Below are 18111 nucleotides of genomic sequence, written 5' to 3'. Positions count from 1 at the left end.
TCAAATCCGGAACAGCGGCTGCAGCAGTCGCGGCATAAAGGCCCTGAAGCGCAATGGCGCATCAGTGGCGGCTAGGCAGATGCACGGATCGCCCGCATCTGCGACTGGCGTATGTTCCAGGTTCTCGTCGCCTATCTCCACATCGCCGACACCGAATTGCCCGGTCTCGTCGCTGAAGCTGCCCTGCAGTACCAGTGTCAACTCCAGCCCATTGTGGCTGTGATCGGGCACCGCTTGCCCGGCCGGGATGAACAGCAGCCGAGCAGAGCCTTCGCTGTCCTCAAAAAGAATGTCCTGCTTCACGCCCATTCCAAGAGACTTCCAACGCGGCGGCCTCCCCTTCAGTCTTTGTATGACCGGTCCCGGATAGATCCCCTTTGCCTCGAACACCGGTTCCGGCACAACATGGGAATCAAGCGCAGCCAGAACCCTCGATTTCAAACCCGCTTCAACCGCCACGGCGTCTCCCGTCTCAAGCAGCGCACCGCCAGCAGCCTGATGTGCGCCCAGCGCCGCCTGGCAGTCGCGGCAATAGGACAAGTGGGACGCGACCACCATGGAAAAGGCGTGCGGCAGGCTGCCGGAGACATAGGCAGCAATCATTTCATCGGGGATGTGGTGGGTGATTGCAGGCATTCAACGCAATCCTTTTAGCTCCTTGCGCAGCCGCCCGAGTCCCAGCCGGATACGCGATTTTACAGTTCCCAGGGGCAGGCCGGTCTGACTGCTGATCTCCTGGTGCGTCAGGTGCCCCATATAGGCCTTGACGATCATCTCTTTCTGGTCGGGATGCAGTTGCGCAATGGCGTGCTTCAACCGCACCGTTTCCTGCTCCAGGGCCAGGATTTGACTGGCGTCGGGCTCGGTGGCGGGATCTTCACCCAGTTCATCCGGCACTGGCCGGCTTTCCTTGCGTACAATGTCGATATGACGATTGCGGGCGATCTGATATATCCAGGCTGAGGCCTGCGCCTTGTGCGGATCAAACAGTGCTGCCTTGCGCCAGACGGTCAGCATGACGTCCTGGACGATCTCTTCCGCCAGCGCAGGGCTTGAGCCGCTCCGGATTATAAACCCCTTTAGCCGCGGCGCCAGATAATCGAACATGTCCGCGAATGCCCCTCTGTCACGCTGGTCGCGCACGGCAAGCAGCCATAGGGTAAGTTGCGACAACGATTGATCTTTTGGCACAGCTGCTTTGTCCTCAGGGGTTGCCCGAAGCACAATTGTTTCTTCCGGCGGCCTATCCAAGTTCAATGTCACCATAATCTGAATACGACCCGATGGTGAAGCCGGATCACCGGGCAGGGAATTTTTGAATGCCTAAGCAGACCATCCGGGCGCTCCGTAGCGTCAGACTTCCTAATGCAACTGCTTAGGTCTGAGCCGTGTTGACCAAAGGGAGCTGCATCTGTTTCAGGGCGTGTTTCAAACCGGCACCTGCGACGGAAACCAGCTTGGCACGAGATCTGATGCCGAATTAGGAAAGAGCCGTCTCTGAAGGGGTCATTCTCGCAACCCGCTACGACGAGACCACTGAAAACCTTCTGGGATTCATCGTCATTAGGTCATTCTGCCTCTGACTGCGCCACTTGCCAGTATGTTTGGCAAAGCAAAAGCACTGCGCCAAAGCCGAAGTTGAATTGAAACTGGTGCTCTTGATCTGGTGATCGCTTTTTAACAAGTGCTTTAATCGCACTTGGAGTGCAGAATTTCAGCAGCTGTTGCAGCCATATGGTATGTTTGCGGTGAACGCCCGACACCAGCGAAACTTCCGGAAGCGGGCTACACGAGGGAAACCAAATGAAAACCGTGGACAAAGCGATGCTCCTGTTGCGCCAGTTTTCGCTGGAGAACCTTGAAATCGGCTTGAATGATTTGGCCCGTGCTACGGATCAAGACAAAGCCGTGACGCGCAGACTGCTTCTGTCCCTCATCAAGCACGGTTTCATCGAACAGAACCCGGAAACCCGGAAGTACCGGTTGGGCCACGCCTTCCTGTCTCTGGCGCGGCTGCGTGAGGCCACGGTACCGATGGTAAAGGCAACCCAGGTAGTGACACAGTGGCTGTCCGCGCAGGCAAATGAAACCGTGCATGTCGGCATTCCTGGCGCCGTGGGCTTGGGGACCGCGTCGTTCACCCTGCCTGCACGGGGCAATGTGATCAATCTACAGCCTGCGGAAACCTACCCCTACCACTCTTCTTCTTCCGGACTGGCGTTTCTGGCATTCTGTTCTGACAACACCCGGGAGCGGCTGCTGAATCTGAAACGGGAGAAACTGACGCGCTTCACCGTGACAGATGAAGCTGAGCTGAGTGAGGTCCTCCGCGAAACCCGCAATCGCGGCTATTCCTGCGCCCGCAACACGGTTGAGATTGGGGTCGCCAGCGTGGCGATGCCGTTTTTCACCGATGGCAAAGATCCGGCAGGCACCATAGCAATCGCGGTTCCGGACCTGAACCTAGATGCGGCACGCCAGGCAGAACTGGCAGCGCTGCTGGGGGCCGCTATCCGGCAGCTGGAAACCGCTCTGACTGGTGCGCCCTCGCCGCGCAGCCCGGCTTCACTGGCGGTGCAATAAACGCACCTTTGGTGCGAAATATTTCTGTGAATCGAATCTTTCTGCCACAAGGTCTGCATCTGAGCGGCTGAAACCTGCGCCCCTCTGCGCCTCTCCGCACCGGGTCTGAAACCTGCAGATCGCCTGCACAAGCGGGCTGAAGGAACAATTTGATGGCTCACAATCTCCCGGAACAAGCCCCTGTGGTGATCATCGGCGGCGGTATCATCGGCGTCTCGACGCTGTACCACCTGGCGAAACGCGGAGTGCCGGCTGTTCTGATCGAACGGCGCAAGGTCGCCAGCGGCACCACCTGGCACGCGGCAGGGATTGTCGGCCAGCTGCGCGACAGCACCGCGCAGACTGAGCTGGGCAAATACACCGCCCGGCTGTTCCGCGAGTTGGAGGAGGAAACCGGCCAGGCCACCGGCTACAAGCCCAACGGCACCATCAACCTGGCCATCGGTGACGTCCGGCACGAGCAGCTGCTGCGCAGCCACGACCACGCCGTCCGCATGGGGATCGAAAGCTTCCTGCTGTCCCGCGGGGAGCTGCAGGAGAAATGGCCCTGGATCGAAACCGGAGACGTGAAATCCGCGTTCTTCGTGCCGTCCAACGGCCAGGTGAACCCGCTGGACGTGACCGTTGCCATGGTCAAGGGCGCCAAGGTGCTGGGCGCCCGGCTGTTCGAGGACACCAAGGTCACGCAGCTGGTTGTCCGCGGCGGCAAGGTCGCAGGCGTTGAAACCGATCAGGGCGTGATAACCACGGACAAGGTGCTTTTGGCCGGCGGCATGTGGAGCCACCTGTTTGCCAAAGCTCATGGTGTCACCGTGCCGCTGCACGCAACCGAGCATTTCTACATCGTGACCGAGCCGGTCGACGGGCTGCCGAAGGATCAGCCGATCCTGAACATCGCCGAGGAGCGGACCTATTGGAAGGAGGACACCGGCAAGCTTCTGATCGGCTCTTTCGAGAAACACGGCAAGCCCTATGGCGCTGACGGCATCCCCGAGGATTTCGAATTCGACGAGCTGCCTTTCGACATGGAGCATGTGGAGCCGAACCTGGAGAAGATGTTCGAGCGGATGCCGGCGCTGGGCGGGATGGGTATCCAGACCTTCTTTAATGGCCCCGAAAGCTTCACCCCCGACGGCCGCCCCTACCTGGGGCCGGCCAGCGAGATAAAAGGGCTGTATGTGGCCGCCGGGATGAACTCCAACGGTATCCTCAATTCCGGCGGCGTCGGGTTGACGATGGCGGAATGGATGACCGGCGGCGAGCCGTCCCGCGGCATGGGGCCGATGCTGGCGCGGCGGGCGCATCCGTTCCAGCGCAACACGAAATACAACCGCGACCGCAGCGCGGAATCGGTGGGCTTTCACTACGGTGTCTCCTGGGCGGGGCGCCAGGTCTACAGCGCCCGCGGCGTGCGCCGGGTGCCGCTGCATGACCGCCTGCAGGCCGCCGGCGCCACGTTTGCCGAACGGATCGGCTGGGAAATGCCCATGTATTACGATCCGGACCAGAAGGGCTGGAACGAAGAGCCGAACCTGTGGTGGAAGGACTGGTCGCCGCATGTCGAGGCGGAATGCCTGGCGGCGCGGGACGCGGCAGTGCTGATCGACCAGTCGATGTACGCCAAGATCCTGGTCCAGGGGCCCGATGCGGTGCGCGCTCTGAACCGGGTCTGCGGCGCCGAGATGGACGTGGATACCGGCACCTCTGTCTATACCCAGTTCCTGAACAGCCGCGGCGGTATTGAGGCCGATGTCACCATCACCCGCACTGCGCCGGAGAGCTTCATGGTGATCACCGGCCACCCCAGCCAGATCCGCGACCAGGCCTGGATCCGCGACCACGCCGACCCGGAGTGGCGGTTTGAGATCTTCGACGCCACCTCTGCTTATGGCCTGATCTCAATCCACGGGCCGAAGTCGCGTGAAATCCTGTCCGCGATTTCTGGCGACGATCTGTCGAGCGCGGCGTTCCCCTTTGGCGCGGCGCAGGAAATCGACATGGGCTATGCCCGCGGCTGGGCCATCCGCCGGTCGTTCCTGGGCGAGCTGGGCTATGAGCTGATGATGCCGACCGAATTTGTAGCCGGCGTTTATGAGGCGCTGATGGAGGCGGGTGAACCGCTGGGCCTGCGGCACATGGGCATGTTTGCGATGAACGCCTGCCGGCTGGAAAAGGGCTTCCGCCACTTCGGGCACGACATCGGCGAGGACGACACCCCCTATGAAACCGGGCTCGGTTTTGCAGTGGCGCTTGGTAAGGACGACGATTTCCTCGGCAAAGCCAGGCTCGCCGCGCAGAAGGCAGCCGGCCCGGCAACGCCTTACCGGACCGTCTCCTGCATCGCCGAAGGTGTCGGCGCCAAGGACGGGCCCTATCTGATCCACAATGAACCTGTGTGGAAGGATGGCGGGATCGTGGGCCATGTTACCTCGGGCGACTGGGGGTTCCGTCTGCAGGCAATGGTGGGGCTGGCGAGCCTCCACCGTGAGGGCGGCGTTAGCAGGTCCTGGATCGACGAAGGTGGATTCGAAGTGCAGATCGCTGGCAGGATGTACCCGCTTAAGGTGCAATTGACACCTTTCTACGACCCTAAGAGCGAGTTCATGCGGGGTTGAGCCGCGACTGGGAGGGAAGACAACATGACCAACAAGACCATTATGGTCATCGGCACTTATGATACCAAGAACGCCGAGCTGGAATTTCTGGCACAGAAGATCCGCGTCCTGGGCGGCGGGGTTCTGACCCTGGATGTCAGCGTGCTGGGCGACCCGGAGCAGCCCACCGACTTCTCCAAGCATGATGTGGCCAGGGCCGGCGGCAGCTCTATCCAGGCTGCGATCGACAGCGGCAGCGAGCATGTGGCGATGAACATCATGTCGGCGGGCGCCTGCGCGCTGGCCCGGGAGCTGCACGGTGAAGGCGGCATCGACGGGGTGATCATCCTGGGCGGCACCATGGGCACCGACCTGGCGCTGGATGTCTGCCAGGCGCTGCCGGTCGGGGTGCCGAAATATGTGGTTTCCACCGTCTCCTTCTCGACGCTGATCCCGGCGGAACGGCTGTCGCCGGATATCCAGATGATCCTCTGGGCGGGCGGTCTCTACGGGCTGAACAGCATTTGCCGGTCCTCTCTTGCCCAGGCGGCGGGCGCCGTGCTGGGTGCTGCACGGGCTGCCGAACCTGCGGTCAGCGGGCGGCCGGTGATCGGCGTCACATCGCTGGGCACCTCCTGCCTCAAATACATCAAGACGCTGAAACCGGAACTGGAGCAGCGGGGCTACGAGGTGGCAGTGTTCCATGCCATGGGCATGGGCGGCATGGCGTTCGAGCAGATTGCGGCGCAGAACGGCTTTGTCTGCGTGATGGATTTTGCGGGCTGCGAGCTGGGCAACCTGATGGCCGGTTCGGTGGTCAACGCCGGCCGTGACCGGCACCTGTCGGCAGGCCGTGCAGGCATCCCGCAAATCGTTGCGCCAGGCTGCATGGACCTGATCGACTTTGCCGGCTGGCAGGAAATCCCGGCCCAGTTCGAGGGCCGCCCGATCCACACCCATAACAAGCTGGTCAAGAACACGTTTTACAATGCCGAAGAGCGCCGCGAGATCGCCCGCGAACTGAACCGCCGGCTGGGCGAAAGCAAATCCCCCACGCATCTGATCATCCCCAAGGGCGGGATCGAGGAATGGGACCGCCCCGGCGGCGACTGCCACGACCCTGAAGGGCTGGCAGCCTTCATCAGCGAGCTGAGCGCCACTGTGGCGCCCTCTGTTCAGGCAACCGGATTGGATGCCCACATCAACGACACTGCCTTCGCGCATACAGCGCTGGAGATCCTCGACCGCTGGGTGGCGGAAGGGACTGTCCCGCCGGGCAAGGCATAACCGGCCGAACAAAATAAACATCAAAAGGGAGGACCAAATGAAACTCAAACTAGCAGCCGCTGCGGCCTTACTCAGTGCTACCGCCGCCATGGCGGAGTATCCGGAAAAACCGGTTTCCTTCGTGGTGCCCTGGCCGCCGGGCGACCTCGAGGACGTGCTGACCCGGATGATCGCCGACAAGTTCCAGGAAATGTACGGCGTTCCTGCGGCGGTGGTGAACAAGCCTGGCGGCGGCGGCGGCCCGTTCCCCGGCGCTGTCGAAGTGGCCAACGCACCGGCGGACGGCTATACGGTCGGCTCCTTCGTGATCGGGGTGCCCGTGGTCGGCCCTGAGATCGGCATTCCGGAGCTGAGCCCGAACCCCTTTGATCCGGTCGGCATCTTCCTGACCTATCCGTTTGTGGTCGCGACCCTGGCGGACAAACCCTATGACACCTGGGAAGAGCTGTCGGCCTACGGCGCGGAGAATGACGTCTCGCTGGGCCACTACGGCTCCTTCCTGGCACCGACCAAGGTGACCTTTGCCGCGGCTATCAAATCCGGCTTCGATTTCACCAGCGAAGCGGCCTACGACCTGTTGGACTGCAACGTGCTGGCCTCGGGCGACGTGGATGTGGTGAACGGCACCCTGCAGACCCTGTTGCCCTGTATGGACAGCATCAAGATCCTGGCCAGCATCGGTTCCGAGCGCACTGCGCTCACCCCAGATGTCCCGACCATGGCCGAGGTTGTTCCGGGCCTGGAGCTGTCGCTGTGGAACGGACTGTTCGTGCACAAGGACACCCCGGCGGATGCGCGCGAGAAAATCGCCGCCGCTGCCCAGGCCGCGCTGGAGACCGAAGCCGCGCAGAACCTGATGAAGGAAACCGGTGTGCTGCTCTACTGGAAGGACGCCGAGGCCTCTGCCAGCCAGATCGAGAAGGACATCACCGACCTGGCCGAGGTCAACGCGCTGGTCGGCGAATAACAGGGACCGGGGCGCCGCGCTGCGCCCCGGCATCCGCCGCGGCTTGAGGAGGGCGCTGCGATGACACGCATCAAGTATTTTCAGGAGCTGTTTCAGCGTTACCGGCGGCCCGGCGACCTGGTCTTTGCCGTGGTGTTCCTGCTGTTCGCGCTGTTCCTGCTGAGCCAGCTTGGCGAGCAGACCAAATGGGTGAAACGCACCAAATGGTTCGGACAGCCGTCGCTGTGGCCCAGCATTGCGGTCTGGGGCATGGTGATCTTCGGCGCCTTCCATCTGCTGGGCTCGATCGTTTCACCGCGCATTTACGGCCGGCTGAAGGAAGTCGTGTTCTGGCTGCGATCGCTTGAGTACGTCCTGTACTTTCTGGCCTATGTCGCCATTGTCCCGCTTTGCGGCTACCTGCCGTCAACGATCCTGTTTGCCCTGTTCCTGACGCTGCGCGCAGGCTTCCGCCGCCCGCTGCACCTGACGCTTGCTGCGCTGTTTGCTGTCTGCGTCGCGCTGATCTTCCGCGGGTTCCTGCAGGTGAAGATCCCCGCAGGCGAAATCTACCAGTATCTGCCGGAGGCGATCCGCGCCTTTGCGCTGACCTATTTGTGAGGCCGCCATGGACACGCTTCTTTCCGGTTTTCAGATCCTGGCCCAATGGGAAGTCCTGATGGCGCTGGCCATCGGCTCCATCGGTGGCGTCATCATCGGCGCGCTGCCGGGGGTCGGACCCGCAGTCGCCATTGCCATCCTGCTGCCCGCCACCTTTGCCTTTGAGCCCATCGTCGGGCTGACCCTGCTGCTGGGTATCTACGGCAGCTCAATGTACGGCGGCGCCATTCCCGCCATTCTGATCAATACCCCGGGCACGCCGGTCAATGCACTGACGACCTATGACGGCTACCCGATGACCAGGCGCAAGGAGGGCCACAGGGCGCTGTCGCTGGCCTATACGGCGTCCTTCTTCGGCGGCATCTTCTCTGTCATCTGCCTGATCCTGCTGTCGCCGCTGCTGGCGGTGATTGCCCCGCATTTCGGCAGCCGCGAGATCTTTCTCGCCGCGTTCATGGGCATCCTGCTGGTGGTGGTTGCGCACCGCGGCCAGACCTTTGCCGCCGGCATGCTGGCCTGTTTCGGCATTTTCCTGAACACCGTCGGGCTGGAGCCGGTGAAATACACCAAACGCTTCACCTTCGACCAGTCCTGGCTGTCCTCCGGATTTGACCTGATTGTCGTGGTGCTGGGTCTCTTTGCCCTCAGCCAGGCGTTCCTGCTGCTGATCGAAAAAGACCATGCCCCCGGCGATGCCCATGTGCAGGGCAGCATGCTTGCAGGCATGAAAGAGCTGCTGGGGATCAAGCGCATTGCCACCGTCTCCTCCTCCCTTGGTGTGCTGATGGGCATGATCCCCGGCGTCGGCGAGTTCACCGCGCAGTTCCTTTCCTACACCTACGCGCAGAAAACCTCGAAAAACCCGGACGCCTTCGGCGACGGCTCTCCCGAAGGCCTTGTCGCATCTGAGGCAGCAAACAACGCTGTTCCAGGTGCGGCAATGATCCCGCTTCTGGCGCTGGGCATCCCCGGCGAGGCGCTGACCGCAATGATGCTGTCGGTGTTCTATGTGCACAACGTGATCCCGGGGCCGCAGCTGTTCGAAACCCAGCTGGATTTCGTGATGGCACTGTATCTGGCGCTGATCCTGCTCAATGTGATCGTGCTTGTGTTTCTGCTGTTCTCCACCAACCTGCTGCTGAAGATCATTCAGATCCCGACCCGTTTCCTGGGCATGATGATCCTGACGCTGTCCTTCATCGGCGTCTATTCGCTGCGCAATTCGATCACCGATTGCGCCATCGCCGCGGGCTTCGGCGTGTTCGGGCTGATCCTCAAGCGGCTGAACCTGCCGATCGTGCCGATTATCCTGGGCATGGTCCTGGGCGGCATCATGGAGGTCAAGCTGCGCGCCGCGATGGCGGCGGTGAAAACCCCCATCGATTTCATCAGCCGCCCCATCGCCGCGGTCATCTTTGTGATGATCATCGGGATCCTGGTGCTGCACGTGCGCACCCTGATCCGCGAGCAGAAGGCCAAGCAAAAGCCGGAGCCCGTCGGGCCTAACTACGAACATTCCAGCCAGCAAGGGTAACAGCATGCTGAACCAGAACGATATCAACGCCCTCCGCCAGCTGGAGGTGCCGGCGCAGGGCCATTTCATCGATGGCGGGCCGCAGGCTTCTCTGACCGGCGGCACGCTGGAGGTGATTTCCCCGATTGACGGCCGGCCGCTGACCCGCCTGGCCGAAGGAACCCCTGCCGATATGGAGCGCGCCGTCGCCTCCGCCCGGGCGTCCTTTGAGGCCGGCCGCTGGTCCCGCATGGCCCCTGCCGCCCGCAAGAAGGTGCTGATGAAGCTGGGCGACCTGATCGAGGACCGGGCGCTGGACCTGGCTGTTCTGGGGGTTCGCGACAACGGCACCGAAATCAGCATGGCGCTCAAGGCCGAGGCGCTCTCGGCCGCCGCCACCTTCCGCTACTACGGCGAGGCGATCGACAAGGTCTATGGCCAGGTTGCCCCCACGGCAGAGAACGTGCTGGCCCTGGTGCATCACGCACCGGTCGGGGTGGTGGGGGCCATCGTGCCCTGGAATTTTCCGCTGATGATCGGCGCCTGGAAAATCGCCCCGGCGCTGGCGGCGGGCAACTCGATTGTCCTGAAACCTGCTGAAAGCGCCTCGCTCAGCCTGTTGAAGATCGCCGAACTGGCGGTCGAGGCCGGCCTGCCGCCGGGCGTCTTCAATGTGGTCACCGGCAAGGGCAGCGTGGTTGGCGAAACCCTGGCGCTCAGCATGGACGTAGACATCATGGTCTTCACCGGCTCCGGCGCCACCGGGCGGCGGCTGCTTGAATACTCGGCCCGCTCCAACCTCAAGCGCTGCTATCTGGAGCTGGGCGGCAAATCCCCCAACATCGTCTTCAGCGATGCGCCGGACCTGGCCGAGGCGGCCAAGGTTTCGGCAACGGGCATCTTCCGCAATTCTGGCCAGGTCTGCGTGGCCGGGTCGCGGCTGCTGGTGCAGGAGGACATCGCCGAGGATTTCATCACCGAAATGGCTCGCCACGCAGAGGCCTTCCGCGTTGGCGACCCGCTCGACCTCGCCAGCCAGATCGGTGCGGTGCACTCGCTGGCTGAACTGGAAGTCAACCTTGAGTTTTCCGCCCGCGCCGAGGCCGAGGGCGCCGAGCTGCGCAGCGGCGGCAAGCGCATCCTGCAGGAAACCGGCGGTTTCTACATGCAGCCAACCATCATGGCGGGCGTAAAACCGCAGGACAACCTGTTCCAGAACGAGGTGTTCGGCCCGGTGCTCTCCGTCACCACCTTCAAGGATGAAGAAGAGGCAATCCGCCTTGCCAATGCCACCACCTACGGCCTCTCAGCCGGGGTCTGGACCGCAAACCTCAGCCGGGCGCACCGCATGGTGGCAGGCATCCGCGCCGGCATCGTGCATGTGAACACTTACGGCGGTTCCGATCTGACCGTGCCACTGGGCGGCGTCAAGCAGTCCGGCAACGGACATGACAAGTCCCTGCACGCCCTGGAAAAATACTCAGACCTGAAATCCGCCTGGATTCAGCTGTAACCCCAAGGAATCGCCATGACACTGTCTCCCAGATCCCAGGATCTCATCAACCGGCGCGCCCGGCTGCTGGGGCCGAATGTCTCCACCTTCTATGATGAGCCGCTGCATATCGTCAGGGGTGAGGGCGTCTGGCTGTGGGATGCAGAGGGGCGCAAATACCTGGACTGCTACAACAACGTGCCGCATGTGGGCCACTGCAACCCGCGGGTGGTGGAGGCGATCTGCCGCCAAACGGCCACGCTCAACACCCACACGCGCTACCTGCACGATGGCATTCTCGACTACACGGAGAAGCTGACCGCCACCATGGATGCGTCACTCGGCACGGCCATCCTGACCTGCACCGGATCGGAGGCCAACGACATTGCCCTGCGCATGGCCGAGGCAATGACCGGCAAGCGCGGCATCGTGGCAACCGACGCCACTTACCACGGAAACACCGCGCTGGTCAGCCAGCTCAGTTCCTCGAACACGCCAACAGCGGGCTTCGGGCTGGAGCAGTATTTCCGTTTTGCCGAAGCGCCCGACAGCTACCGCAACCCGGACCCGGACGGCACCAAATTTGCCGCTGCGGTGGCCGAACAGATCGCCGCGCATGAGGAGACCGGCACCGGCTTTGCCGCGCTGGTGATCTGCCCCTTCTTCCTGAACGAGGGCTTCCCAAACAATCCGGACGGCTGGCTGAAACCCGCGGCAGAGGTGGTGCGCAAGGCGGGCGGCCTCCTGATCTGCGACGAAGTGCAGTCCGGCTTCGGCCGCACCGGCACTCATATGTGGGCGCATCAGAAGATGGGCGTGGTGCCAGATGTGATGACATTGGGCAAACCGATGGCCAACGGCCACCCGGTCGGCGGCGTCGTCACCCGCAGCGAAATTCTGGCCACCTTCCGCTCTGGCTACCGCTATTTCAACACCTTCGGCGGCAACCCTGTGTCCTGTGCCGCGGCGATGGCGGTGCTGGAGGAAATCGAGGACAAGAACCTGCTGGCCCATGCCGAGACCGTTGGCGCCCATGCCCGCGCCCGGCTGGCAGCGCTGCAGGAGAAATATGATGTCATTGGCAATGTGCGCGGTTCCGGCTTGGTTTTCGGCGCTGAAATGGTGCTGGACCGGTCCTCCAAAGAACCGGCCGTTGCCTTCACCGACCGGGTGATCAACGCCATGCGGCACCGGGGCATCATCCATTCCAAGCTGGGCCGTCACAAGAACACGCTGAAAATCCGCCCGCCGATGCCTTTCTCCAGGGATAACGCCGACCTGCTGTTCGACACGCTGGACGAAATTCTGGCCGAAATCCCGGTACAGCCGTGACCGCCGCAGTGGAGAAATCCCTGGCGCTCTGGGGAATGGAGGGCGCGGCTGCCCGCCTGATTGCCACCCGCGAAAACCAGGTTTACCGGGTGGATCACGGCAGCCGGTCTTATGCGCTGCGCTTGCACCGCCCCGGCTACCGGACGGATGCTGAGCTTTGGTCGGAACTGCAATGGATGAATGCCGCGGCTGCGGGCGGCCTGCTTGTGCCCGTCCCGGTTCCCTCTGCATCGGGCGGCTTCCTGCACGTGGCTGACGGGATCCAAGTGGATGTGCTGACCTGGCTCTCCGGCGCCCCGATCGGCCGGACAGGCGAGGATCTGGATACCGCCGACCGCACCAGCCTCTTCCACGGCATCGGCCGCGAAATGGCCCGCCTGCACGCAGTCTCCGACCACTGGACCCCGCCAAAGGGCTTCAGCCGCTGCTCCTGGGACCGTGAGGGGCTGCTGGGCAGCAATCCTGTCTGGGGGCGTTTCTGGGAGAACCCCTCCTTGGTAAGCGAAGATCGGGAGCTATTCGCTGCGGTCCGCATGACGGCGGACAAAGAACTGCGGCAGATCGAAGGCGGTCTGGACTACGGCCTGATCCACGCCGATCTTGTGCGCGAAAACGTGATGGCCGACGGGGACAAGCTTCAGTTCATTGATTTCGACGACAGCGGCTTTGGATTCCGGCTGTTCGATCTGGCCACCACACTGCTCAAGAACATGCGGGAAAAGGACTACCCGGCGCTGCGTGACGCACTGATCGCCGGATATCTGTCGGTGCGCGCGATAGACCTCGCGGCGCTGGACCTATTTCTTCTGCTGCGGGCGGCAACTTATATCGGCTGGATCATCCCCCGCGCGGGTGAGCCCGGCTCCAAGGCCCGGCAGCAGCGCTTTGTTGAAACCACCCGTCTGCTGGCCCGAAGTTATCTGGCGGTCTAAACTTATTGGTTTGCGATGCCGGCGGCTTTGGCACCCTTATAGGAACAGCGGCGCGGTTCGGGGCACTGCGGTACAGGCCAGCCTGAACACAGCCGTGGCTGCCGCAGATCGCGTGCAGCTTCGTGTTCATGCCCCCCTTGGTCCGGCCAATCAGGCGGCAGCGCCGCCCTTTTTCACGCCCATGCTGGTCTCTGCCCGGTGGGCCTTGCGGCAGGCCGCGCCCATCGTCACGGTCTTCTCTTCGCCATGCCCGGCAGCCAATCCAGCCTTCATCTGAGCGAAGATGCCCTTGTCGCGCCACCGCTTCCAGAGTTTACGCAACGTCCTGCGGGGGCCGTGTTCAGCAGGAGCGTCGCGTCTTCGCAACCCATTTCGATTGATGAACTTAATCCCGCTCAGCACGCGACGCTCATCGGCACGCGGCTTGCCGTGGGACTTTGGCGAACAGGGCTTCAGGCGCGCCACCTGCGCGTCGGTAAGCCGGAAGAGATCAGGCGCTCACCGCTCGTTTTTCGAACCGTGAATCACGCTGCCAGAAGGAAATCAATGGGGCCCGGGCCTAACTAATTCCGCTCTCGGCGCAATCCCGACCTTGCTAACAGTATCCTGACGCTGCGGTTGCAGCCCGCGATCCGGCTATTCGCAGCGAGTGCAACATAGAGAGCGATTCAAACTCACACTTCGCGGCACAAAGCGAGCTTTTGCTGCAAGCCGCACATTTTCCGGAACTGCTTTTTTACCTTTGGAGAACCACTGGAACGGTAGCATGACATAGATTTCTGCGAGAATTGACCCCGGAGTGCGGCCGCGCCCCGTTCGCGGTAGGTGCCATGAACGGGCGGCAGGGCCCTGCTTCCAGCCCGCAGGCTATTCGATCCCATTTGCCTTCTGCAGTTCCCGCACGTACTGGGTGATGCCTTTGACGTCGCCATCGGTCAGCCCCTGCTGAGCAGGCATGCTTCCGAAATCCCAGTGATGCGCGCGCACGCCGTTGCGGACTGCGAGCAAGAAGGCGGCGTCGCCATGGTGCGAAGGTTCATAGATCTTGTGGACCAGCGGCGGCCCCATGCCGTTGCGGCCCGCGGCATTGTCACCATGGCAGTCGGCGCAGACCGCGTCAAAGGCGCGCTTGCCGATCTTTGCGGCCTCACTCAGGTCCGGTGGCAGCTGAACCTCGGCGAGCGGGGCGCCGGGCTCCGGAACGGCGCGCTGCGGAGTTGCATCGTTGCCGCCGGCGCTGCTGTAGACGAAATAGGCCGCCGCCGCTGCCACGGCTGCGGCCGCGAGGATGGCGAGAATCTTATTCATGAGGGTCTCTTTCTTTCATAGGTGAATGAATTGAAGTGAACCGGGTTCGGGCCATACTGATGCTGGCTGGCCTCCGCCGGTCCGGGCTCCCCGCGGGAGCCGGATGCGAAGGCGCGGATCTCCTGGTAGCGGATCCGCACATCCTCGCTTTGCTGATAGAAACGGAAAAGATCCTTTAGCGGCGAAGAAAACTCCTTATGTGCCGACAGCATCGCCACAAGCGCGCCCAGCGAGACCCGCTCCTGCAGCACGAAATAGCCGCCCAGGGAATAGAACAGGAAGGGTGTCAGGGCGGTCAGGAAGTTGTTGATCGCCTTGGCCAGGAATTTCAGCCGGTGGATTTGCAGGCGCAGGTCCTGCAGCTGCCGGAAACTTCGCGCAACCGGCAGCGCGCCCTGCCCCGAAGCCCGCATGTCCCGGTCCAGATTTTCACCCAGCAGGCGCATCTCGCGGATCCGTTTGCGGGACACGGCATTCACCCGCCGCTGCAGCTGCGGCACGATGATCAGTTGCAGCGGAAGCACCGTCAGGGCGGCCGCCGCAAGGATCGGGTCCTGCACAAACATGAACAGAAGGACCGTCGCCAGCGTGCCGCCCTGCAGCAGCGGGACGGTCAGCAGTTCTGAGGCAAAGCCGCCGACAGGTTCAACCTCGGGTCCAATAACCGGCATGATGGCCGGCTGGCGCCGCGCGGGCTGATCTTTCCGCCACTGGCGGTAGACGGCCAGCCGCAGCCGGCGCGCAAAGCTTTCGGCTACCCGCCCCTTGCAGATGTTCAACCAGTATTTGTTAAGGCCGTTGAGCGTTATGGCCGCCAGATAGGCGCCGCAGAGCAGAAACAGCAGCGAAACTTGCGAAAGCTCGGAATCAAGCAGCACAACCGGGCCGCTGTCGCCCTCAAACACGCGGTTCACTATCTGCTTGGGCAGTTCAAGTGTCAGATAGAGGATCGGCATTGCGGTCAGGCTGAACAGGATCAGAATCTTTTGCTGCTGCCCGGTCGTGCGCAGGATATGGCGTGGCAGTCCCGGCTCCAGACCGCCTGCCGGAAGCTGGGGCGGCGCAAATGGTGCCGCCCGCCGCAGGGAACGCTGACGCAGCAGCCAGGCGGCCTGGCCTGCCAGGGTCAGCACAAGCAGCGCGGGCGCCAGCACCAGAACCAGATGCATCACCGGGTGCAGCCATCCGGGTGCGGTATCATCATACCAGAACCCGAAAGCGCCCGCGGCGTCGTGTGTGAGAGTATGCAGATCCAGCATCGCGGGAAAGATTGCCTGTTGTCTGATGTTCACCAGCTGCACCGAAAAGTAAGTGTTCTTCTGCTCCTGGGCGCTGGCTGGGACCGCTGGGGTTTGACAAAGGCGGAGGCCGGCATTCCGGCCTCCGCTGCCGGTTATTTCAGGGCGGTCAGGGTCAGTTTGCCTTTGACCCGTTCTGCGACGAACTCAATCGCGTCGCCGACCTTCAGCTGATCCAGCATCGCGTCATCGGCGACGCGGAACACCATGGTCATGGCGGGCATTTCCAGATCGACCAGCTCCTCGTGCTTGATGGTGACCTTGCCGGACTTGGGGTCGACCTTCTTGACCGTACCCGCAGTGAAGGTGGCGCCGGCTTCGAGCACCGCCACCGGCCCGCTCATGCCGGATTCGTAATGGCCGGGGATCAGGCAGGCGAACTCGAAAGTGCCGAGGTTCGAGAAGGTCCAGACGATTTCACCGGTTGCGCCCGGATCCAGGCGCACCGAGTTCGGGTCGTCGTGCTCCATGTCCATCTTGGCCATCAGCTCCTTGTGATGGACGTTGCGCTCGGGCGTACCCAGCACGAATTCATGCTCTAGCTCACCGGCGTTGGTGATCACGAATTTGACCGTCTCGCCCTTGGCAAAGGAAAAGCTGGACGGCTCGAACAGCATTTCACCGTCATCGGTCTCCTTCATGGTGACGGCGATTTCCCGGTTCACCAGGGCAGCGTCGCCGGGTTTGCCCACTTCCATCTCGTCATGGTGGCCGCCGCCGTGGCTGCCGCCGGCCAGGGCCGGGGCAGTGGAAAGAGCGCCAATCAGGGCTGCCGAAAGAATCTTGTTCATGTCTGTCTCCTCGTCAGGTTTGGATGAATTTAGTTTGGTGCCAAGGGATCAGCCCTTGGCGGCTGGTTTTGGGGTAATGCGGGTCTTCGCATCTTCTGCGCGGGCAAAGTCCGGCAGTTCGCCGGTCCACTCATAGGCCTGGGTGCCGGGCGGGTTTTCGTACCAGCCGGGATCGCTGTAGTCGTTCGCATCGATGCCCTCGCGCACCTTCACCACCGAAAACATGCCGCCCATCTCCAGCGGGCCGTGCGGGCCCCAGCCGGCCATCATCGGCACGGTGTTGTCGGGCAGCGGCATGGACATCTCGCCCATGTCGGCCATCCCTGCGGTGCCCATCGGCATGTATTCGGGCTGCAGCTCGCGGATCTGGCCCGTCAGCTTGCGCTTGTCGGTGCCGATGAAGGTTGGAATGTCGTGCCCCATGGCGTTCATCGTGTGGTGCGACTTGTGGCAGTGGATCGCCCAGTCGCCCGGATGCACCGCGTCGAACTCATAGGCGCGCATGGCACCGACGGGAATGTCGATCGACACCTCCGGCCAGCGGGCGGTTTCCGGCACCCAGCCGCCGTCGGTGCAGGTGACCTCGAAGTCGTAGCCGTGCATGTGGATCGGGTGGTTGGTCATGGTCAGGTTGCCGGTCCTGACCCGCACCCGGTCGCCCTGGTTCACCACCAGCGGGTCGATGTCCGGAAAGATCCGGCTGTTCCAGCACCATAGGTTGAAGTCGGTCATCTCCATCACCCGCGGCACATAGGAGCCGGGGTCGATATCAAAGGCGTTGAGCATGATCAAAAAGTCCCGGTCGACGCGCATGAAGGCCGGATCCTTGGGATGCACAATGAACATGCCCATCATCCCCATCGCCATCTGCACCATCTCATCCGCGTGCGGGTGGTACATGAAGGTGCCGGATTTGATCAGGTCGAACTCATAGACAAAGGTCTTGCCCGGCGGGATGCCCGGATGGCTGAGGCCGCCAACCCCGTCCATGCCCGAGGGCAGGATCATTCCGTGCCAATGCACCGAGGTATGTTCGGGCAGCTTGTTGGTCACGAAGATCCGCACCCGGTCTCCCTCCACCGCCTCGATGGTGGGGCCGGTGGATTGGCCGTTATAGCCCCACAGATGCGCGATCATGCCGTCGGCCAGCTCCCGCTCGACCGGTTCGGCGACCAGGTGGAACTCCTTCACGCCGTTGTTCATCCGGAACGGCAGGGTCCAGCCGTTCAGGGTGACCACCGGGTTGTAGTCCGGCCCGGTGGAGGGGGCCAGCGGCGGCTGGGTCGCCGCGCTGTCCATGCTGGCGGCTTCGGGCAGGCCCATGTTCACGGTCTTGCCCCAGGCCTGGCTGGACACCAGCGCCGCACCCGCGGCGCCGGCCCCAAGCATTTGACGTCTGTTCATCATGATATTT

General features: G+C 62.6%; 15 protein-coding genes and 1 pseudogene. 9 read left to right on the top strand and 7 right to left on the bottom strand.

The window, feature by feature from the left end; all coding sequences use genetic code 11:
* The gene (locus tag GKC28_RS05525) at positions 1–636 is read right to left on the bottom strand and encodes a ChrR family anti-sigma-E factor (RefSeq protein WP_174145789.1); all 636 of its coding nucleotides are present in this window, start codon (positions 634–636) and stop codon (positions 1–3) included.
* Positions 637–1107, bottom strand: a complete 471-nt coding sequence (locus GKC28_RS05520; protein WP_368041092.1) for a sigma-70 family RNA polymerase sigma factor — start codon at positions 1105–1107, stop codon at positions 637–639.
* Between the two features lie 696 nt (positions 1108–1803).
* On the opposite strand from GKC28_RS05520, the gene GKC28_RS05515 reads away from it, so the two are divergent.
* The 9 genes from GKC28_RS05515 (at position 1804) to GKC28_RS05475 (ending at position 13300) form a co-directional block, all read left to right on the top strand.
* A complete protein-coding gene (locus GKC28_RS05515; RefSeq protein WP_174145786.1) occupies positions 1804–2583 on the top strand; it encodes an IclR family transcriptional regulator in 780 nt (259 codons plus the stop codon).
* Positions 2584–2735: 152 nt separating this feature from the next.
* The gene (locus GKC28_RS05510; protein ID WP_174145784.1) at positions 2736–5198 is read left to right on the top strand and encodes an FAD-dependent oxidoreductase; all 2463 of its coding nucleotides are present in this window, start codon (positions 2736–2738) and stop codon (positions 5196–5198) included.
* A gap of 24 nt (positions 5199–5222) precedes the next feature.
* Positions 5223–6464: a Tm-1-like ATP-binding domain-containing protein gene (locus tag GKC28_RS05505; RefSeq protein WP_174145782.1), complete on the top strand. Its 1242-nt coding sequence runs from the start codon at positions 5223–5225 to the stop codon at positions 6462–6464.
* 37 nt (positions 6465–6501) lie between these two features.
* Entirely contained in the window at positions 6502–7431 is a 930-nt protein-coding gene (locus GKC28_RS05500; protein ID WP_174145780.1) for a tripartite tricarboxylate transporter substrate-binding protein, read from the top strand.
* Positions 7432–7491: 60 nt separating this feature from the next.
* Positions 7492–8031 (top strand): tripartite tricarboxylate transporter TctB family protein, encoded by a 540-nt coding sequence (locus tag GKC28_RS05495; RefSeq protein WP_174145778.1) that lies wholly within the window; start codon positions 7492–7494, stop codon positions 8029–8031.
* 7 nt (positions 8032–8038) lie between these two features.
* Positions 8039–9565, top strand: a complete 1527-nt coding sequence (locus GKC28_RS05490) for a tripartite tricarboxylate transporter permease (protein ID WP_174145776.1) — start codon at positions 8039–8041, stop codon at positions 9563–9565.
* Positions 9566–9569: 4 nt separating this feature from the next.
* Complete coding sequence (locus GKC28_RS05485; protein ID WP_174145774.1) at positions 9570–11057, top strand: aldehyde dehydrogenase; 1488 nt, start codon at positions 9570–9572, stop codon at positions 11055–11057.
* Between the two features lie 21 nt (positions 11058–11078).
* Positions 11079–12368, top strand: a complete 1290-nt coding sequence (locus GKC28_RS05480) for an aspartate aminotransferase family protein (RefSeq protein ID WP_217433992.1) — start codon at positions 11079–11081, stop codon at positions 12366–12368.
* Positions 12365–13300 (top strand): phosphotransferase enzyme family protein, encoded by a 936-nt coding sequence (locus tag GKC28_RS05475; RefSeq protein WP_368041091.1) that lies wholly within the window; start codon positions 12365–12367, stop codon positions 13298–13300. The genes GKC28_RS05480 and GKC28_RS05475 overlap by 4 nt, the downstream gene beginning before the upstream one ends.
* Positions 13301–13406: 106 nt before the next feature.
* Here GKC28_RS05475 and GKC28_RS05470 read toward each other — a convergent pair.
* From GKC28_RS05470 to GKC28_RS05450, 5 genes and pseudogenes are all read right to left on the bottom strand, one after another.
* Positions 13407–13765: pseudogene (locus tag GKC28_RS05470) on the bottom strand (transposase); the annotation flags it as partial.
* A gap of 402 nt (positions 13766–14167) precedes the next feature.
* Positions 14168–14608, bottom strand: a complete 441-nt coding sequence (locus GKC28_RS05465; protein WP_174145770.1) for a cytochrome c — start codon at positions 14606–14608, stop codon at positions 14168–14170.
* Positions 14605–15900 carry an ABC transporter ATP-binding protein gene (locus tag GKC28_RS05460; RefSeq protein ID WP_174145768.1) on the bottom strand — a complete coding sequence of 432 codons (1296 nt, stop codon included), beginning with the start codon at positions 15898–15900 and terminating at the stop codon, positions 14605–14607. Before GKC28_RS05460 ends, GKC28_RS05465 begins: the two co-directional genes overlap by 4 nt.
* Positions 15901–16001: 101 nt before the next feature.
* On the bottom strand, positions 16002–16697 hold the full coding sequence (locus GKC28_RS05455) for a copper-binding protein (RefSeq protein ID WP_174145766.1): 696 nt from the start codon (positions 16695–16697) through the stop codon (positions 16002–16004).
* A 48-nt stretch (positions 16698–16745) separates the two neighbouring features.
* On the bottom strand, positions 16746–18104 hold the full coding sequence (locus GKC28_RS05450) for a multicopper oxidase family protein (RefSeq protein ID WP_174145764.1): 1359 nt from the start codon (positions 18102–18104) through the stop codon (positions 16746–16748).
* Positions 18105–18111: the final 7 nt, after the last annotated feature.

The organism is Leisingera sp. ANG59, assembly GCF_013317235.1.
In the GTDB taxonomy this organism is placed as follows: Bacteria; Pseudomonadota; Alphaproteobacteria; order Rhodobacterales; family Rhodobacteraceae; genus Leisingera.
This window is presented reverse-complemented; position numbering and strand designations above follow the sequence as displayed.